This window comes from Ruegeria sp. AL3 (assembly GCF_056536065.1).
This window is the reverse complement of record NZ_JBQFJG010000001.1, coordinates 2913038-2931960: the sequence shown is the minus strand read 5'-3', so window position 1 is coordinate 2931960 and position 18923 is coordinate 2913038. Positions and strand designations below refer to the sequence as shown.

Annotated in this window: 19 protein-coding genes; 11 read left to right on the top strand and 8 right to left on the bottom strand. The window is 60.4% G+C overall.

The features are described from left to right. Positions 1 to 13: 13 nt before the first annotated feature. Positions 14 to 880, bottom strand: coding sequence for a nucleoside triphosphate pyrophosphohydrolase (gene mazG / locus ACR3E6_RS14810; RefSeq protein WP_480487791.1), 867 nt, complete (start codon positions 878 to 880; stop codon positions 14 to 16). A 66-nt stretch (positions 881 to 946) separates the two neighbouring features. Here mazG and ACR3E6_RS14805 point away from each other — a divergent pair, with 66 nt between their 5' ends. From ACR3E6_RS14805 to ACR3E6_RS14785, 5 genes are all read left to right on the top strand, one after another. Further along, positions 947 to 2110 carry a M20 aminoacylase family protein gene (locus tag ACR3E6_RS14805; protein ID WP_480487789.1) on the top strand — a complete coding sequence of 388 codons (1164 nt, stop codon included), beginning with the start codon at positions 947 to 949 and terminating at the stop codon, positions 2108 to 2110. 12 nt (positions 2111 to 2122) lie between these two features. Next, positions 2123 to 3085, top strand: a complete 963-nt coding sequence (speB, locus tag ACR3E6_RS14800; protein ID WP_171723130.1) for an agmatinase — start codon at positions 2123 to 2125, stop codon at positions 3083 to 3085. Next, positions 3082 to 3639 (top strand): hypothetical protein, encoded by a 558-nt coding sequence (locus tag ACR3E6_RS14795; protein ID WP_480487787.1) that lies wholly within the window; start codon positions 3082 to 3084, stop codon positions 3637 to 3639. Before speB (ACR3E6_RS14800) ends, ACR3E6_RS14795 begins: the two co-directional genes overlap by 4 nt. Positions 3640 to 3672: 33 nt before the next feature. Further along, positions 3673 to 4620: an agmatinase gene (speB, locus tag ACR3E6_RS14790; RefSeq protein ID WP_171631958.1), complete on the top strand. Its 948-nt coding sequence runs from the start codon at positions 3673 to 3675 to the stop codon at positions 4618 to 4620. Between the two features lie 66 nt (positions 4621 to 4686). Further along, positions 4687 to 5088, top strand: coding sequence for a DUF1499 domain-containing protein (locus ACR3E6_RS14785; protein WP_480487785.1), 402 nt, complete (start codon positions 4687 to 4689; stop codon positions 5086 to 5088). Positions 5089 to 5103: 15 nt separating this feature from the next. On the opposite strand, the gene ACR3E6_RS14780 is transcribed toward ACR3E6_RS14785, so the two are convergent. Next, positions 5104 to 5385 carry a hypothetical protein gene (locus ACR3E6_RS14780; protein WP_209832879.1) on the bottom strand — a complete coding sequence of 94 codons (282 nt, stop codon included), beginning with the start codon at positions 5383 to 5385 and terminating at the stop codon, positions 5104 to 5106. Positions 5386 to 5447: 62 nt separating this feature from the next. Between ACR3E6_RS14780 and prfA the strand changes: the two genes are divergently transcribed. The 3 genes from prfA (at position 5448) to ACR3E6_RS14765 (ending at position 8165) form a co-directional block, all read left to right on the top strand. After that, the gene (prfA, locus tag ACR3E6_RS14775; protein ID WP_171633802.1) at positions 5448 to 6503 is read left to right on the top strand and encodes a peptide chain release factor 1; all 1056 of its coding nucleotides are present in this window, start codon (positions 5448 to 5450) and stop codon (positions 6501 to 6503) included. Continuing rightward, positions 6500 to 7345, top strand: coding sequence for a peptide chain release factor N(5)-glutamine methyltransferase (prmC, locus tag ACR3E6_RS14770; protein WP_480487783.1), 846 nt, complete (start codon positions 6500 to 6502; stop codon positions 7343 to 7345). Before prfA ends, prmC begins: the two co-directional genes overlap by 4 nt. 241 nt (positions 7346 to 7586) lie before the next feature. Then, positions 7587 to 8165 carry a DUF4167 domain-containing protein gene (locus ACR3E6_RS14765; protein ID WP_171631977.1) on the top strand — a complete coding sequence of 193 codons (579 nt, stop codon included), beginning with the start codon at positions 7587 to 7589 and terminating at the stop codon, positions 8163 to 8165. Positions 8166 to 8219: 54 nt separating this feature from the next. Here the strand turns inward: ACR3E6_RS14765 and rsmA are convergent, their stop codons facing one another. The 5 genes from rsmA to lptG all read right to left on the bottom strand — a co-directional run bounded on the left by rsmA (position 8220) and on the right by lptG (position 14615). After that, positions 8220 to 9062 (bottom strand): 16S rRNA (adenine(1518)-N(6)/adenine(1519)-N(6))-dimethyltransferase RsmA, encoded by an 843-nt coding sequence (gene rsmA / locus ACR3E6_RS14760; RefSeq protein WP_209832883.1) that lies wholly within the window; start codon positions 9060 to 9062, stop codon positions 8220 to 8222. A gap of 84 nt (positions 9063 to 9146) precedes the next feature. Next, the gene (pdxA, locus tag ACR3E6_RS14755) at positions 9147 to 10112 is read right to left on the bottom strand and encodes a 4-hydroxythreonine-4-phosphate dehydrogenase PdxA (RefSeq protein ID WP_480487780.1); all 966 of its coding nucleotides are present in this window, start codon (positions 10110 to 10112) and stop codon (positions 9147 to 9149) included. Then, positions 10109 to 11362 (bottom strand): peptidylprolyl isomerase, encoded by a 1254-nt coding sequence (locus tag ACR3E6_RS14750; RefSeq protein WP_171723136.1) that lies wholly within the window; start codon positions 11360 to 11362, stop codon positions 10109 to 10111. Before ACR3E6_RS14750 ends, pdxA begins: the two co-directional genes overlap by 4 nt. Continuing rightward, positions 11353 to 13515 carry an LPS-assembly protein LptD gene (locus ACR3E6_RS14745; protein ID WP_480487778.1) on the bottom strand — a complete coding sequence of 721 codons (2163 nt, stop codon included), beginning with the start codon at positions 13513 to 13515 and terminating at the stop codon, positions 11353 to 11355. The genes ACR3E6_RS14750 and ACR3E6_RS14745 overlap by 10 nt, the downstream gene beginning before the upstream one ends. Next, entirely contained in the window at positions 13515 to 14615 is a 1101-nt protein-coding gene (lptG, locus tag ACR3E6_RS14740) for an LPS export ABC transporter permease LptG (RefSeq protein WP_171723637.1), read from the bottom strand. The genes ACR3E6_RS14745 and lptG overlap by 1 nt, the downstream gene beginning before the upstream one ends. Positions 14616 to 14844: 229 nt before the next feature. On the opposite strand from lptG, the gene ACR3E6_RS14735 reads away from it, so the two are divergent. From ACR3E6_RS14735 to ACR3E6_RS14725, 3 genes are read left to right on the top strand one after another with little or no spacing between them, the layout of a single operon-like run. Continuing rightward, entirely contained in the window at positions 14845 to 16311 is a 1467-nt protein-coding gene (locus tag ACR3E6_RS14735; RefSeq protein WP_480487776.1) for a leucyl aminopeptidase, read from the top strand. A 4-nt stretch (positions 16312 to 16315) separates the two neighbouring features. Beyond that, positions 16316 to 16774 (top strand): DNA polymerase III subunit chi, encoded by a 459-nt coding sequence (locus ACR3E6_RS14730; RefSeq protein WP_171723139.1) that lies wholly within the window; start codon positions 16316 to 16318, stop codon positions 16772 to 16774. 31 nt (positions 16775 to 16805) lie between these two features. Further along, a complete protein-coding gene (locus ACR3E6_RS14725; protein ID WP_171631995.1) occupies positions 16806 to 17852 on the top strand; it encodes an aldo/keto reductase in 1047 nt (348 codons plus the stop codon). 76 nt (positions 17853 to 17928) lie between these two features. On the opposite strand, the gene ACR3E6_RS14720 is transcribed toward ACR3E6_RS14725, so the two are convergent. Further along, positions 17929 to 18915, bottom strand: a complete 987-nt coding sequence (locus ACR3E6_RS14720; RefSeq protein ID WP_480487773.1) for a GlxA family transcriptional regulator — start codon at positions 18913 to 18915, stop codon at positions 17929 to 17931. Positions 18916 to 18923 lie beyond the last annotated feature (8 nt).

Below are 18923 nucleotides of genomic sequence, written 5' to 3'. Positions count from 1 at the left end.
TCGGGTGCCTTGTCTACCCGTTTCTGGGTGCGGCCATGACTTCAACCGGCGGGAGTTTGCCGTTGGCGCGATGCTCTTCGGTTTTGACCTCGTCCCACAGCGCATCCATCTCGGCCAGATCGCTTTGCGAGGGGGTCTTTCCCCGTTCGGCCAGCCGGGTCTCGACCTGTTCAAAGCGACGGGTGAACTTGGCATTGGTGCGGCGCAACGCGGCCTCCGGTTCGATGCCAAGATGACGACCCAGATTGACCATCACGAACAGCAGATCGCCAAACTCATCCTCAAGCGCGTCCGCGTCCATCTTGTCACGCGCCTCTTCCAGTTCGGTGGCTTCTTCGGTGATCTTGGCCAGAACGTGGCTGGCGTCGGGCCAGTCGAACCCTACGCGCGCGGCCCGTTTTTGCAGCTTATGCGCCCGCAGCAGGGCTGGCAGGTTGGCGGCCACCCCGTCCAGCGCGCCTTTCTGTTCCTTGCCCGCACGTTCGGCGGCCTTGATGGCTTCCCAGTCCTTGGTCTGCTGTTCGGCGGATTTGTCGCGGGATTCGTCACCGAAGACATGCGGATGCCGGGCCACCATCTTGTCGGACATGGTGCGAACCACGTCCTGAAAGGTGAAATATCCCGCTTCTTCCGCCATTTGAGCGTGGAAGACGGATTGGAACAGCAGATCGCCCAGCTCGCCCTTCAGCTCGTCCCAGGCCTCACGCTCGATGGCGTCGGCGACCTCATAGGCCTCTTCGATCGTATAGGGCGCGATGGTGGCGAAATCCTGTTCGATATCCCACGGGCAGCCGGTTTTCGGATCACGCAGGCGGCGCATGATTTCCAGCAAACGCTCGATACCTGCGTCGGTATCGTGGATCAGAGGATTTTCGGCCATTGCGAACCCTTTCGTTCCGGTGTCAGATGCATCCATCCCGCAGTCCCGATCAGGAGTCCACCCCAGATGCCCGTCGTCAACCGAATTGCCGATTTCTCTGCCGATATGACCAGATGGCGCCAATATCTGCACACGATACCCGAGTTGGAGTTCGAGTGCTTTGAGACTGCCGCGTTTGTGGCCGAGCGTCTGCGTGAATTCGGGGTTGATGAATTGCATGAAGGGATCGCAAAGACCGGGATGGTCGCGATCATCAACGGGCAGGGCGACGGCCCGACCATTGGCCTGCGCGCCGATATGGATGCATTGCCGATCACCGAAGAAACAGGCGTCGACTATGCATCGAAGAATCCTGGAAAGATGCATGCCTGCGGGCATGACGGGCACACCACAATGCTGCTGGGCGCGGCGCGGTATCTGGCCGAGACGCGAAATTTCTGCGGCCGTGTGGCCCTGATCTTTCAACCGGCCGAGGAAGAAGGTGGCGGTGCGGGTGTCATGGTCGAAGAAGGCATCATGGAGCGGTTCGATATCTCTGAGGTCTATGGAATACACAACGATCCGGGAAACCCGGAAGGTACGTTCCATACAACGCCGGGGCCGATCATGGCGGCGGTCGATACGTTCGATATTCATATCCAAGGCGTCGGCGGCCATGGCGCCATGCCGCATCAGACCCGCGACCCGGTCATGGCGGCCTGCGGCATTGCACAGGCGATCCAGACCATCGTCAGCCGCAACCACTATGCAGTGGAAGACCTGGTTGTTTCGGTCACTCAGATCCACGCCGGAACGGTGAACAACGTGATCCCAGACACCGCCTATCTGAACGGCACGGTTCGTACATTCGATCCTTCGGTGCAGAAAATGGTGATGGAGCGGATGGAGCAGATCGTTCAGGGGCAGGCCGCGTCTTACGGTGTCGAGGCACGGCTTGAATATCAGGTGGGATACCCGGCGACGATCAACGATGCTGAAAAGGCAGCCTTTGCCGCGGCCGTCGCGCGCGAAGTTTCGGGGGCTGAACGGGTGATCGACACAATGGGGCGCGACATGGGGGCCGAGGATTTTTCGTACATGCTTCAGTCGCGACCAGGGGCTTATCTGTTCCTTGGGCAGGGTGATGGTGCCGGGCTGCATCATCCGAAATACAACTTCAATGATGATATCGCGCCGGTGGGGGCATCGTTCTTCGCACGGATCGTGGAAAAGGCGCAGCCGTTGGGCTGATGGGGGAGCGAAATGGCACTGGAAGACGCAAAAAACCAGGTGGACGAGGCATTCACCAACCCGGATCTCAAAGGCCTGTCCTATGAAAACACCTTTGGCGGGGCGACCTCGTTTCTGCGGCGGCTGTATACCAAGAACCTGACCGGCGTCGACATCGCCGTGACCGGCGTGCCGTTTGATCAGGCGGTGACCAACCGCCCGGGCACCCGCCTTGGCCCGCGTGCAATCCGCGAGGCCAGCGCGCTGCAATCGCCCGATGCACCTTATGGCTGGCCCTTCGATGCGCTGAGCGAGCTGGCTATCATCGACTACGGCGATATGGCCTATGACTATGCCAACATTCCCGCCTTTCCCGACACGCTGACCGACCATATCCGCACCATTCTGACGGCGGATGTGGCCTCGGTCGCGCTGGGGGGCGACCACTATATCAGCTTTCCGATCCTCAAGGCCTATGCCGAGAAATACGGGCCGATGTCGCTGTTGCAGTTCGACGCCCATACCGACACCTGGGCCGATGACGACATGAGCCGGGTGGACCACGGCACCATGTTCTACAAGGCGGTGAAGTCGGGGATCGTGGATCCGAAACGTTCGGTTCAGGTGGGGATCCGCACCACCAACGAGGACACGCTGGGCGTCAACATCATCGACGCGCGCGAGGTCTACGAATCCGGCCCCGCCGCCGTGGCGCAGAAGATCAAGGGCATTCTGGGCGACAGCCCGGTCTATCTGAGCTTTGATATCGACGGTCTGGACCCGGCCTTTGCACCGGGTACGGGGACACCGGTCTGGGGTGGTTTGAGTTCCATTCAGGCGCAGATCATCCTGCGCGACATTGCGGGGATCAACATCAAGGGCGGCGACGTGGTCGAAGTGTCTCCGCCGTTCGATACATCCGGCGCGACGGCGATTGCGGGGGCGCATGTGGCGACGCAGATCGTCTGCCTGTTGGGGTGGAATAAACTCGCATGACTAAACGAAAAGCTCTGATCTGGGCGTGCATTGTTCTCCTTGGGTTGCCGCTCGGGTATTTTGCGCGTGATCGCCTGCATCAGCCAACTGCTCGCAAGCATTCAGCAATGACTTTGTTTGAGACATACTGCGTACCATTTGCCGACGGTCAGGTCGTTGCTCCAGAAAAACGTCTAGTGCGCCTCGAGCGGGCTGACGGGCTGGCTTGGGTTGATCCCGAAACAATAATGATGCTTCGATATAGTGATAGAGGGTGCTCTGTTTCTGATGCCTTGCGACCGATGAACGCAAGCGAACGCCACGCACTGGACACAGGTGTCATCGGGTTGATCGAAAGAGAATTGCCTGCACTAAGGCCCGACAACAATCACGGATTGGACACTTGGGATGCGTTTCTCGTATGGGAAAGCCATCCCCGAGGGGATGATAGGCGCTGGGGTGCGACGTACACCCGGTTTTCATCGGACGCAGATTTTGAGACGTCATTAAGTGTTTCTTATCCAATTAATGATGATGTTTCGGAAAATTTGCGCGAACTTCGAAACAGTTCGTAAAGCAAAATACTCTGGGGCTTGTCGAGAAAGAATATGACACAATTCAACCAACCCATCAGCGGTAATGATCTGGCGCGGTTTTCGGGGCCGAATACGTTTATGCGCCTGTCCCAGGCAGCCTCGCTGGCGGGGCTGGATGTGGCGGTTTTGGGGATTCCGATGGATATCGGCACCTCGTGGCGATCGGGCACCCGGTTCGGACCCAAACAGATCCGCAGCGAGAGCGCGATGATAAGGCCCTACAACATGGCTACCTCGGCGGCTCCGTTCGACAGCTTGCAAATCGCCGACATCGGGGATCTGGCGATCAACACCTTCTCGCTTGCGGACAGCCTGAGGATCATCAGGGAAAGCTATGACGCGATCCTCGCAAAGAACGTGACCCCGGTGGCGATGGGGGGCGATCATTCGATCACCCTGCCGATCCTGCGGGCCATTGCGGCAAAGTATGGGCCGGTGGCTCTGGTGCATGTGGATGCCCATGCGGATGTGAATGACGAGATGTTCGGCGAGAAAGAGACCCACGGAACCGTCTTCCGCCGCGCCTATGAAGAGGGGCTGATTGTCCCCGACAAGACCTTTCAGATCGGCATTCGCGGATCGGGCTATGCGGCTTCGGATTTCACCGAAGCCAGGGATTGGGGCTTCCGCCAGTTCCCGGCCTGGGAGTTGTGGCAGCAGAACCTGACGCAGATCGGTTCTCAGATCCGCAAGATCATCGGGGATCATCCGGTCTATGTCACCTATGACATCGACAGCCTGGACCCGGCCTTTGCACCGGGCACGGGTACACCAGAGATTGCCGGGCTGACCACGCCGCAGGCGCTGCAACTGATCCACGCGTTGCAGGGTGTGAATGTGGTGGGGTGTGATCTGGTCGAGGTTTCACCTCCGTATGACCCATCCGGCAACACGGCCCTGACGGCAGCCAACCTGATCTACGAGATGCTGTGTATCCTGCCGGGTGTGACGTCGCGGTAAACCGGCCCGGAACGGCTTGCCCCGGCGCCTGATCCGCATAGGGTTTCTGCAAGAGGGCAAAGCGGGATGAAAAAGATGGTTTTGTGGGCAGTGATCGCGCTGGTGCTTGGGCTGGTCGCTTACGTCCGGTTGGCCCCGTCAGCTCTGGCGCAATGGCATATTGCACCGGTTGCAGAGGTTGATCAGGACTTGCCGGGTGGCGTTCTGCGCGTTGTTACAACCGGCCCGGAAGGGTTGGAGAACCTCGATCGGATCGCCCGCGCCACGCCGCGCACCTCGGTTTTGGCAGGTTCGGTCGATGAGGGCATGATCACCTATGTCACCCGCACGAAATGGATTGGTTTCCCCGACTATACCACTGTTCAGCAGGACGGCGACACGCTGCGCATCCATGGCCGTTTGCGGTTCGGTCGCAGGGATTTCGGTGCGAACAAGGCACGGGTTGATGGGTGGTTGGAGCAGATGTAACTGTTCTACCGGCGCTCAGGACGCCTCATCCTGTTCAAAGTGATCAACAGGATCGCTCTGCAACCCGGATGACAAACATCCTTCCTGCACCTCGCGCCACATGGGCACGTTCAGGGACATCTGGCATTGTGCCGTGAACATGCGGCCGTCGACTTGCAGGCAGATCATCTCACCCAGTTCAATGCGGGACCCGGACGTGTCGGTGCAATAGCAATCGCGGGTCTTGCCGTCAGGGCCGACGTAATCGGCGTAAACCGGCGTGGACGTCAGCAAAAGGGCAAGCAAAAACCGTTTCATGACAGCAAGCTTAGCACGACGTGGCCCTTGACCAAAGCCCCCGGATGATAGACACCGCCGGGATGATCCCCGAAGAACGTCTTGAACAGATCACCCAGCGTTTCCAATACCTCGAAGCAGCCATGGCGGATGGCGCATCGGGCGGCGATATTGCGGCGTTGGCCAAGGAATATTCCGACCTCAAACCCGTGGTCGATCAGATCATGGCCTGGCGCCAGCTGGTGGCAGACCTGGCTGAGGCCGAGGCGATGCTGGCCGACCCGGATATGAAGGAGTTGGCCGAAGAAGAAATTCCGGACCTGCAATCGCGCATCCCCGAGGCGGAACACGCGCTGCAACTGGCGCTGCTGCCGAAGGATGCGGCGGATGCGCGTCCGGCGATGCTGGAAATTCGCCCGGGTACCGGCGGGGACGAGGCCGCTTTGTTCGCGGGCGATCTGTTGCGTATGTATCAACGCTATGCCGAGGCCCGCGGGTGGCAGTTCGAGATCATCGAAGAACAGGCTTCTGATCTGGGCGGGATCAAAGAGGTGGTGGCCCATATCAAGGGCGACAACGTCTTTGCCCGGCTGAAATACGAATCCGGCGTGCACCGTGTGCAGCGCGTGCCCGAAACCGAAAGCGGCGGGCGCATCCACACCTCGGCGGCGACGGTGGCGGTACTGCCCGAGGCCGAGGATGTCGACATCCAGGTAGACGCCAATGACATCCGTATCGACACGATGCGCAGTTCCGGCGCGGGCGGGCAGCACGTGAACACCACTGACTCGGCGGTGCGGATCACCCATATTCCGACGGGCTTGGTGGTCACAAGTTCCGAGAAGTCCCAGCATCGCAACCGCGAGATCGCCATGCAGGTGCTGAAGACGCGGCTTTATGACCTCGAGCGGCAGCGGATCGACAGCGAACGTTCGGCCGACCGGGCCAGCCAGGTGGGGTCAGGGGATCGTTCGGAACGCATTCGCACCTATAATTTCCCACAGGGGCGGATGACGGATCACCGGATCAACCTGACGCTCTATAAACTGGATCAGGTGATGCAGGGGGATCTGGACGAAGTGATTGACGCTCTGACGGCGGATGATCAGGCCCGGTTGTTGGCCGAGATGGCGCAATGACGGGCCTGCAAACAGCAGCGCAGGCCATGGTGGCCGCAACCGCGCGCTTGAGGGCCGCGGGCGTGGATGACCCGGCGCGGGATGCGCGCCTGTTGTTGGCCCATGCCGCACGGATAGAGGCCAGCCGAGTGACGCTGATTGCCCCGGAAGAGTTGCAGCCCGAGATCGCTGAACGCTATGACCAGTTGGTTTCTTTGCGTGCCATTCGGGTGCCGGTGTCTCATCTGCTGGGCGAACGCGAGTTCTATGGGCGCAGGTTTCGTGTCAGCTCCGATGTTCTGGATCCACGCCCCGAGACTGAAACCCTGATCGAGGCCGCGCTGAGCGAACCCTTCGACCATGTTTTGGACCTCGGGGTCGGGTCTGGCTGTATTCTGGTCACACTGCTTGCGGAACGAACCAGCGCTTCGGGTCTTGGGGTCGACCTGAGTGAAGCCGCCTGTCTTCAGGCCAGCGCCAATGCCGTGCTCCACCAGGTGCAGGGACGAGCCGAGATTGCGCAGTCAAACTGGTTTGAAGGCATTGAAGGCCGGTTTGACCTGATTGTTTCCAACCCGCCGTATATTTCCGTAACCGAAATGGAGGACCTTTCGCCCGAAGTGCGGGAGCACGAGCCGCGCATGGCGCTGACCGATGAAGGGGACGGGCTGGGCGCGTATCGGCAGATTGCGGCCTCGGCCCCGGATTTTCTGTTGCCAGGCGGGCGGATACTTGTGGAAATTGGCCCGACACAGGCAAATCTGGTGTCTGCCTTGTTTGATGCGGCGGGTTTGGCGGATATTCGCGTAATCCCCGATCTGGACGGGCGTGACCGGGTTGTCGGCGCAAAGATGCCGGGTTGAAACTGTTGTCTGAGGCCAAAAAACGCTGCCCCGAGTAAAAAAGCGTGTGAAAATTCGAGATTCCTCTTGTCTGCACGGTCAGGACATGTTTACTCAGGATTAGTCGGCGAGGTTGACGCTGTTGCAGCGCACCCCTGACGCCAAGCCCAAAAAAGTCGACATCCCGTCACGGCAAACGCCTCAGAGCAGTGCAAAACACGGGTTGAGCGACAGCGCATTGATAAGGCTGACGTAAAGTAAAATGAGATCTTCCAAATCCCGCTCGCGGGCCAAGAACAACCGCAATCGTCCTTCCGGCGGTAACGTCGTAAACCGGGTATTTGACAGCTCGGGCCCTGAAGGCAAGGTGCGTGGCACGCCGCAGCAAATCATTGATAAGTACAATCAGCTGGCGCGTGACGCTCAGCTGTCAAACGACCGCGTTGCGGCGGAAAACTTCCAGCAGCACGCAGAACATTATCTGCGCATGCTGAGTGAGGCGCAGCGCGAGATTGAAGCGCGCCGCGAGGAGCAGGAGCGCCAGAACCGCGAACGCCAGGCCGAGCGTGACCGTGAGCGCGCCGAGCGCCAGGAACGTGAAGCGGCCCGGCAGGCTGATCCTGCCGAAGCCCCGCAGCCGGACGTAATGGATTTCGCCGCACCGGACGCTGCTCCGGAAAGCGGTCTGGTCGAGACACCGGAAAGCAAGGGGGCCGAAGCCCCGGCGCCGGAAAAGAAGGAAAAGCCTGCGCGCAAGCCGCGGGCGCGCAAGCCCAAACCGGCGCCAGTGGCTGAAGATGCGCCCAAAACGGATGGCGACGCACCGGAAGCGGCTGAATAAAGCCGGCATCAGAAACCGCAAAGCCCCGAGGTCAAGCCTCGGGGCTTTTTTTGATCAGGGTGTCTGGATTTCGCGCGCCAAGGCACAGAACGCTTCAAGCGGAACCTGCTCGGCCCGTTCAGTGGGCTGGATACCTGCGGCCTGCAAGCGATCCTCGATATCCGGGGCAACGCCTTTGAGCGAGGCCCGCAGCATTTTGCGGCGTTGATTGAAGGCGGAGGCCACCACACGCGACAGGGTCGCGGCGTCAGCAGGATAGCGCGGTTCGGGCAGGGCGGTCAGGTGGACCACCGCGCTGGAGACTTTGGGCGGAGGGGTGAAGGCGCCGGGGGGAAGGGACATGGCGATGCGCGCCTCGGCCCGCCATTGGGCAAGGATGGCGAGGCGGCCATACGCCTTGCTACCGGGCTGGGCCACGATGCGTTCGGCCACTTCGCGTTGGAACATCAGCGTCAGGCTCTGCCAGAAGGGGGGCCATTCAGGGGGTGTCAGCCAGCGCACAAGCAGTTCGGTGCCGACGTTGTATGGAAGGTTGGCTGCGATGCGGATTGGCGGGGTCAGATGTTCCAGCGGGTTGATCTCGAGCGCGTCACCATTGATGACCTCCAGCCTTCCGGGATAGGCGGCGGCGATATCGTTCAGGGCGGCAATGCAGCGGGTATCTTTTTCCACCGCCACGACCTTGCGTGCGCCTTCGGACAGGAGCCCTCGGGTGAGGCCGCCAGGACCGGGGCCGATTTCCAGTACGTCGCAGTCTGCAAGATCGCCAGCCTGACGGGCGATTTTGGCGGTCAGGTTGAGATCCAGCAGGAAGTTCTGACCCAGGGATTTGCGCGCCGAGAGTTGATGTGTGGCGATGACCTCGCGCAGAGGGGGGAGATTGTCGATTGCACTCATGATCCGATTACCGTGACGCAGGCCGCAGGGGCAGCGCCAGAAGTTTTTTGCCTCTGGCGGGGATATTTTCAGCCAGATGAAGGATCAAGAGCCTTGCGCCATGTGTTGGGCAAGCTTCAGAGCTTCGATCAGGCTGGTTGGATTGGCGATGCCTTTCCCGGCGATATCCAGTGCAGTGCCGTGATCTGGCGACGTGCGGATGAAGGGCAGGCCAAGGGTGACGTTCACACCCCGGTCGAAATCCAGTGTCTTGATCGGGATCAGGGCCTGATCATGATACATTGCGATCGCCGCGTCATAGCGGGCGCGGGCAGCGGCATGGAACAGTGTATCCGCAGGGTGCGGGCCCGTCAGGGTCGCATCTTCCGGGTTCAGATCGGCCAGCATTGGGGCGATCCAGTCAAGCTCCTCGCGGCCCATTTTGCCGCCTTCGCCGGCATGGGGGTTCAGGCCGGTTATGGCGATGCGGGGGTGTTGTATGCCGAACTGGTCGCGCAGACCGCGCGTGGTGATTTCGATTGTCTCGCGCAGCAGGTCCGGCGTCAGCGCGGCGGGAACCTGTGAAAGGGGAATGTGGATTGTTGCCGGGACAACCCGCAACTGGTCGCTGGCCAGCATCATGACAACCCGGCGGGTGCCCGACAGCGCGGCCAGAAACTCGGTATGGCCGGGATAGGTAAACCCGGCCCCGTCGATCAGGGCCTTCTTGTGAATGGGCGCGGTGCACAGAGCGGCCGCTGCCCCCTCTTTCACAAAGTCGACGCCGGTTTCGATGGCATCGATCACCGATGGGGCATTGGCCGGGTCTGGCTGACCGGGCATGTTCGCAGCAGGAAAGTTCAGTTGCAGCACGGGCAAGGCCTGATCACAGACTGCAACGGCATCCGAAGGGGTTTGGATTTTCACAACGGGGGTGCCAGCAGGCAGGTGGCTGGCATCGCCGATAAAGAAAAACGGGCAGGTTTGGCGCAGCTCTGCCCATGCTTTGGCCGCGATTTCAGGGCCGATCCCGGCCGGTTCACCGCAGCTGAGCGCAATCGGGCGTGTCATTCCTGAACAATGGTGGCGTCAGCCCGCAGCTGCTCTACCAGGCTGGCCGCAAAGGCCTGTAGCCGCTGTTGCGCCAGTGCATTCGCGACATCCGCCCGCGAGGTGTTTTCGCCCAGGTTGCGGGTGCGGTTGCACAGCATCAGGAACACCAGCGTCTGCCCGTTGTTGCGGGTCAGGTTTGTTGACACTTCGAAGCGATCCAGCTTGGCCAGTTCCACGGCGAAATCGCGTGGTACTTCTGATGGGCTGGCTTCGATACGGTCCAGGACTTCGACGGGTTGATCCTTGGCGATTCCGTACAAGTCGTCGCAGGTGTCGATCTCCTCCCTTAGGGCAGCAGCCTGTGCCAGAGCCTCGGCGCTGCGGCCGCCCGGCAGGTAATAGGCCGCATAGTCAAGTTTGGAGATAGCCGGCGCAGCGGTCGCCACCTCGCGCAATCCGCGCAATTGAAACAGGGCGACGGCGTTTGGCAGGCTGATGGGATCGGTGATCTCACCGTTCTGGAGCCCAAGAATAACCGGTTGCAAGGCAGGAGGCAGGTTGGAGATATTCAGCCAGTCCAGACGTCCGCCTTCGTTGCGGGTGGCCGCTCCGGAATATTGCGCCGCTGCGGCTGAAAACGCTTCGATAGTTTCAAGTCGCGAAATCTCTTCCGCCAGCAACTCAGTCTGTGCAACGGTTTGCGGGTTCACCGGGATGATGATCTCGGACAGCAGGACCTGAAGGCCGCCGCCACCGGTTTGTCCCAGCGCGCGATCAATCTCGTCTTCAGTCGGACGGGCCTGCGACAGGTAGCGCGAGCTGATATAGTCGCGCCAGGCCAGCTGATCTGCAACATAATCACGGACAGTTTCCGGGTCGACGCCTGCCTCACCCAAAAGTTGCAGGAACTGTTCGGTGGACAATTGCCCGCGCGACGCGAACTCGTCGATCCCCAGTTGTACGGCTTCCGGGGCAGCTTGCACGCCCGCTTCGCGCATGGCCTGCTTGCGCAATTTTTCTTCGATCAGGGCTTCCCTAACGTCAGCCTCATTGCCGCCGGGCAAACCCAAAACATTCAGGAATTGCAGGCGTTGTTCCAGCTCGTACCAGGTGACGATGTCCTGATTCACGCGGATCGCTGGCGAGAACAGGCTTTGGGCGCTGACCTGCGGCGCCGATAAAGCGAGGAAAACGGCGGCCAGTGCCGGCGTGACCGGTTTGTGCCAACCGGAACGGAGAAACCTGGAGAAACCTGATATCAACTGCATTTTCTCTTGTATGTGTTACCACCGCCTTCAAGGGCGTATCCTGTCAGCGATAGGGTAAAGCCGAATTCTGTCGAAGGCTCAATAGTGGATGTTGAAGTAAAGCGTCTGCTTACGGACATGTTAACCTGAACACATTCATTCTGGTATGTTACACCAAGCCCAAGCCGGATTGGCTCTGACTGGTTCAGATCATAGCGTGCCTCGGCATTGGTAAGCCAGTTCTGGTCGACCTGATAGCGGCCCAGAAGCCAGATTTCCGAAATTTCTTCCGCAATGTTTTCCGCCGGATCCGGTTCCTGCCAGATATAGCTTCCGGACAGGCCGGCAAATTCAGAAGCCCAGGCCCCGCGCAATTCAGCTTTGACGAAACTGAAATCGCTGTCGATCAGACCGCGCCCGCCAAGCGACCAACCGTTGGCCGTGGTGACTTGTCCCGCCACCAGCAAGTCGGACGTGGTGCCCTGCAACCCGGATGTCAGGGTGAAATTCGGGTCGGCATCCGCCCGAAACACCTGACCCACCGTTACGAGCGCCTGCTGTCCGTCTGCACCATAGCGCGCCCAGTTCAGGCCGATGACCCCTGTGGCACCGTCTTCGCGCTGATCTTCGGCAGGGAAACGGGACAGGGCCAGCAGGTTACCCTGATCGAATTCCTGAAACGTGCTTTCATCATCTGGCGCATCAGTGTCCGAGACATGGGTCCATCCCAACTGCGCGATCGGTTCCAGAAGCTGAACCGCGCCGGTTTTTTCGCGACGGGTCATCGGATAGCGAAGCGTCAACGCCGCGCGCGGGGTCGAGCGGGTCACATTGCTGGGAAAATTGCTGTCATGGCGAATATTGAACGTATCCACCGATGCGCCCAGCGTCGCGTCCGCGCGCAGCCCCGATGCAAATGTCCAGCTTCGCAACCATTCGGCATCAACAGTTGCCCTTGCTATGTCACGGCCAACGATATCGGCGTCGCTGGTGCGTTCATGTGCGTGGCCGATAAAAGCCAGCCGAACCTCGCCGCCAAGCGCGCCCGAAAAGAATCGCTTTTCATAGTTCAGGTCGAAGACGCGGGATGGGATTTCGTCCTGATTTTCACTTTCACGCAGAGTTTTGTAATGGATCAGGCTTGTTTTGAATGCGGTGTCTCGTTTGATCCGTTCCAGCGCTATCTCGCTGCGCAAACGGTCCAGATCCGGCAGCCCGTAGTCAACCAGATAGGCGTCGTCCGAGGTGGTTTGCAGATCGAATGTCAGCCGGAAATCATTCTTCAGGTTGAACCAACCGCCGGCGAACAGATAACCGCGATCCTGATCGGGCTGAACGTCATCTCGGGTATAGGCCCCTTCAAGCTGAATGCGCCCATTCACGAACGCCTGGCGATACCGATATCCCAGCGTCGTGGTCTTGGCCGACAGATACGGCGTCAAGGTCAGATCCTTGTGGTCCCCCAGCTTGAAGAAATAGGGAACCTGTACCCCCGTTCCCAGTTGCGAGGTGCTGCGGATCGATGGCACCAGAAAGCCGGTTGCGCGCTCTAATGTCGGATCTGGCAAGCGCAGATAGGGGAAATAGAATACCGGATAATCAAGCACCCGAAGCTGCGCGCCCTCAAAGTACAATTGCCGTTCCAACTGGTCATGGGTGACCTTGCGGGCCCGAATCTGCCAAAGCGGTGGCTTACCGTTGGTGCAGACATGGCAGGAAGTGGCCGAGACCTTGCTGAACTGCGTATAGCGACCCGCGGCCCGTTTCGCCTGAACCGAGGCAATCTGGATCTGCTGATCGAAAACCATCCGGGCACCAATCAACAGACCGTTCTGGATGCCGCTGTCCAGCTGTCCGGAATCGGCCAGAAGGGTCGACTGCCCCCCCTGATCAATGCGAATGGGCCCCTCCAGTGTCAGCTCACCCGTTTCCCGGTCATAGGTGACACGTTGGGCCGATAGCTTGGTATCGCCCTGAAAGGCTTCGACATTGCCTTCGGCCACCAGTTTTCTGTCGGGTGTGATAAAGACCTTGTCGGCAACCAGAAGGGCGGGTTCGGCCTGTGACTGCGCAGCTTGCGGGTCAGGCTCAGCCGAGGTGGTTTGCGCCGCCAGAACCGTCGGTGCCGACAAAGCGATTGCGCTGGTCAGCAGCAGGGAAATCATGTTCCGCATCAGCCGTCCTCCGCGTGAAGAAGCAGACCAAGGGACAGCAGGATGGCGGCGAAGGGCGGCGCCCAGGCCGCGATATAGATGGGCAATTGTCCGTTTTCCCCGAGGATTTGCGCAAAATTGCGGACGAAATAGATGGCAAAGCCAAGCAGTACGGCCGTCAGAACGGCAATTCCGGTACCGCCGAACCGAACGTGACGCATGGTGAATGCAGCCCCGATCAGCACCATGGAGACCAGAAAGAACGGCCTGGCCAGTTGCACCTGCAACCAGACTTCATATTGCTTGGTCGAAAACCCGGCTTCACGCAGATCCTTGATCAGTTGCGGCAGGTCAAAAACCGACACTGAATCCTGTTGCCCCAGCGTGTCCAGAATCCGCTGCCGCGTCAGCGAGGTTGGCAACTCCAGCCGTTCATGTTCCACCGAGCTGGTTTCGGGGTTCTGCCCATTCTGCAAATTCCAGATCTTGGCCCGGGACAAGACCCAGTTTTCGTCTTCCAGCACGGCCCTGTCGGCGACGATCTGCTGGGTGGGTTTGCCGTCGCGCGCGAAGGTGATGATGGTCACGCCGTCTAGGCCAAGAGCATCCCCGTTCGAGGTGCCCCGGGCGTGGATGACGGCCTGACCGTTTTCCGCCGACTGACGCAGCCAAAGGCCTTCGCTGCTGATCGAAAGCGCTGAACTGCCGTTGTTGCGATAGGAATCAGACAGGCGTTGGAATTCCTGGGATGTGGCCGCCGCGATGGGGTTCAGCAATGCCACTGCAAGCGCACCGATGATCAGGGCCAGAGCCGCTGGCGCAACCAGTGCGCGGATACCCGAGCGACCCGTGGCGCGGGTCACCACGAGTTCAGAGGTCCGTGCCAGCCCGACGAACAAGGCAATGGTGGACAGAATGACCAGCAGGGGCAGCATTTCACTGATGGCGGCCGGTGTGTTCAGAAGCGTCAGGTGCAGCAATTGGCCGAAGGACAGGTCGACTTGGTCAAATCGGCGGATCTGTTCGATCAGATCGATGAGAATCATCAAGGTCAGAAAAATACCGCCGATGACCAGAAAGCTCTGTAGAAAGCGGCGGGCGAAATAGCGGTCGAGGATCACAAGACTGCCCCCGCCAAGCCTTTTGCGCCGGAAAACGGGCCGAAATCGCGCATGCATGTCTTCCTGCGCGACGGCGTATGCCTGCCCTCTCGTGTCACGTCTTTCTCCCCCGAGCCTGCCGGTTATTTTTGCGGGACCTTACTGCAATTGAAACGCGGGGAAAACTGCTATCTGGTCAAGTCGGGCGGCGCGGGCTAGGTCTTGGGGAACAGAATTCGAGGAGTTTGCAATGAGCAGTCTGATACCGGTCCGCTTTCAGGAGTTTGACTTGGATGCGATGGCGCAGGCCGAAGGGCGGGTGGCCATCATCATTTCGTCGGACGGAAAAATGAACCCTGCGGCGCGCCGGGCCAATCGCCTGACGAAAGGCGCTGTGGCGCGGCTTGTCGAGAGTGAGAAATTCGGAAAGTCCAAGACCGGCGATGTTATCTCGATGGCCTGGCCGGCTGGGATGGCGGCCGAAGCGCTGGACGTCGTGGTGCTGCCGCGCCGCCCGGAAGCCGATGAGGCCCGCAAGGCTGGTGCCGCGTTGGTCAAATCAGCGGGTGGCAAGGACATGCTGGTGATGGTCGGCAATCAGGCGCAGACCGAAAACCTGGCCCTTGGCATGGTGCTGCGCAGTTATGATTTCAACGCGCACAAAACCAAGGACAGCGAAGGCAGCGGTTCGATTACGATAAGACATTCGAAACCCAAGGAAGCCGAAGCAGAGTTTGCACCGCTATACGCGATTGCCGACGGTGTGCGGATGACGCGTGATCTGACCAACGAACCTGCAAATGTTCTGACGACCACGGAATTTGCCGATCGTCTTGTCGAGATGCAGGAGCTGGGCCTGGAAGTCGAAGTTCTGGAAGAGGACAAGCTGGCTGAACTGGGCATGCGCACTTTGTTGAGCGTCGGGCAGGGCTCTGCCAGCCCGTCCAAAGTCGTCGTGATGCATTGGAATGGTGGCGACAAGGACGATGCGCCTTTGGCTCTGGTGGGCAAGGGCGTGGTTTTTGACACTGGTGGCATTTCGCTGAAACCGGCCGGTGGCATGGAAGACATGACCATGGACATGGGCGGCGCGGGCGTTGTCGCGGGCACGATGCGTGCGCTGGCCAAGCGCAAGGCCAAGGCCAATGTGGTGGGCCTTGTCGGGCTGGTCGAGAACATGCCTTCGGGCAATGCCACCCGTCCGGGCGATGTGGTCAAGTCGATGAAAGGCGACACGGTCGAGATCATCAACACCGATGCCGAAGGCCGTTTGGTTCTGTGCGACGTGATGTGGTATGCGCAGGAGCGGTTCAATCCGGTGGGCATGATCGATCTGGCCACCCTGACCGGAGCGATCATCATCGGGCTGGGTCATGAGAATGCAGGTGTGTTTTCCAACAATGACACATTCTGTGACGCCTTCTTGAAATCGGCCCGGGCCGAGGATGAAGGCGCGTGGCGGATGCCGTTGGGCGATGCCTATGACAAGCTGCTCAAATCGCGCATCGCCGACATGAAAAACGTCGGTGGCCGTCCGGCGGGCTCGATCACGGCGGCGCAGTTTCTGCAACGTTTCGTGAAAGAGGATACGCCCTGGATCCATCTGGATATCGCGGGTGTGGCCTCGGTGGCGTCCGAGACATCCTATGCGCCCAAAGGTGCTACGGGCTGGGGTGTGCGCGCGCTGAGCCGGTTCGTGCAGGACAATTTCGAGTAAGCGAATGGGTGCTGTCTATTTCTACCATCTGACCCGCCAGCCGCTGGAGCACACCTTGCCTGTGCTGCTGGACAAGGCGCGACAGGCCGGGTGGAAGATTGCCGTGCGAGGCACCGATCCCGCACGGATGGACTGGCTGGATGAAAAGCTGTGGCTGGGCCCCGAGGACGGGTTCCTGCCGCATGGTCGCGAAGGCGGCCCGCATGACGCCGAGCAGCCGATCCTTCTGACCACCAGCGCCGAGGCCCCCAACGGCGCGGTGTGTGTCATGGCGGTGGACGGCGCGTCGATCGAACCCGAAGAAGTGTCGGTTCTGGAGCGGGTTTGCATTCTGTTCGACGGCAATGACGACATGGCCGTGCAGCACGCGCGCGGGCAGTGGAAGGCGCTGACCGGCGCCGGATGCGCCGCGCAATACTGGTCGGAGGAGTCCGGGCGGTGGGAAAAGAAGGCCGAAGCCTGACGGGCTGTGCCATTTATCAGGAGATTTGAGGATGCAGATGAAGCCTCTGGGCCGCACCGGGATTGTCGTGAGCGATCTTTGCCTCGGGACGATGACGTTCGGGACGCAGACCTCGGAATCGGATGCGCACCGGCAGATGGACATGGCGCTGGACGCGGGGATCAACTTTGTGGATGCCGCCGAGATGTATCCGGTGAATCCTGTCGCCAAAGAGACAATTGGTCGTACTGAAGAAATTCTTGGAAACTGGAACGCCGCAAATTCGTCGCGCCGGGCGGATTTCGTATTGGCGACCAAGCATTCGGGTGAGGGGTTGTCATATGTTCGCGACGGTGCGCCGATCACGGCCAAGACCATTCCTGAGGCCATCGAAGGGTCTTTGCGGCGTTTGCAGACGGATTACATCGATCTCTACCAGTTCCACTGGCCCAATCGCGGCAGCTATATGTTCCGTCAAAACTGGGATTATGCGCCTTCGGGCCACAATACTGCGGACGTTCTGGAAAATATGCAGGAGTGTCTGGGGGCCTTGCAGGTTCAGGTGGACAAAGGCAACATCTGCGCTTTTGGTCTGTCGAATGAAAGCGCATGGGGTACGGCGCAGTGGCTGAGACTGGCCGAACAGACGGGCACACCGCGAGCGGCGTCCGTGCAGAATGAGTATTCGTTGCTGTGCCGTCTGTTCGATACCGACATGGCCGAGCTGAGCGTACATGAAGATGTCGGCCTGATGGCGTTTTCACCCCTGGGCACCGGGCTGCTGACCGGGAAATATCAGGGCGGGGCCGTGCCGGACGGCTCTCGTATGTCGCTTTCGCCTCAATTGGGCGGGCGCAAGTCTGACCGGGTTTTTGATGCGGTCGCGGCCTATATGGATGTTGCCGCGCGACATGGCCTGGATCCGACCCATATGGCGCTGGCCTGGTGCCGCTCGCGACCATTCATGATGTCGGCGATTTTTGGCGCGACCACGGTCGCGCAGCTTGAACACGTATTGGCCGGTGCGGATTTGACGTTGTCAAACGAGGTGCTGGCCGAGTTGGACGCTGTCCACAAGGCGCACCCGATGCCGTACTGAGGCGAGGGGGCTCTGCCCCCGGCACGCTGCGCGTGCCTCCCCCGGGATATTTCTGGCCAGATGAAGTTGGATCCGGTCAGTGATGGGTGGGGTGCGCGCGCTCTTGCCTGAGGTCGCGTGCCGATTGACCGTGGGCGGTGCGGAAAGCGCGGGCAAAGCTGGATTGCGAGGAAAAACCGGTGGCCAGCGCGACATCCATCAGTGGAAGGTCGGTGTCGGTGACCAGACGGCGGGCCTCGGCCAGGCGCAGTTGCAGATAGTGATCCTGCGGCGTGGTGTTCAGGCGAAGGCGGAACTGTTGTTGCAGGGTGCGCGGGCTGGTGCCCAGCTGGTCAGCGATATGGGCCAGTGGCAGGGGGTCATCCAGGGATGCCTGCATCAGCGAATTCGCCTTTGACGTCAGCGCGGTGTGGCGGTGTGGTGCGCCGGTGCGGCTTTGCGGTGTGCCCGGATCCGGCGCGCCATCATAGAGGAACAGGCCCGAGACACGGGATGCGAAACCCGCGCCATGACGGGCGGCGATGATGTGCAGCATCATCTCGACAGCGGGAATCGCGCCGCCAGAGGTCAGGCGACCGTCCGAGACAGTAAAGCGGTCGGGGCGCACGTCGACGTCGGGGAAGCGGGAAGCGAAATTTTGCAGGTCTTCCCAGTGGGTCGTCGCAGGGTGACCGTCCAGCAGCCCTGCCTCGGCCAGCAGCCAGGGGCCGCCGTCAATCCCGGCCATCGTCGCCCCGGTACCGGCAATGCGGCGCAGCCCGGCCAGCAGGCTGGGAGTGGCGTGGCGGGCCAGTTGGAAGCCCGCGACGACAATCATAAGGTCGCAGCCTTGCAGGCGAGAGAGCGGGATGCCGGGCACTTGCAGGGCGCTTGTCAGCATCGCGGGTTCGGCTTTGGCGGTCACATAATCCCAGTCAAAGGCGGGCCGGTCCGCCAGACGGTTGGCAGCGCGCATCGGATCGACCGCCGAGGCGAAGCTGAGCGTGTTGCATTCATCCAGCACCAGAACGGCGGTTTTCAGGGCCCGATGTTCGGGTTGCAGTATGTTTTTTGCGGATTGCATCAAGTTCG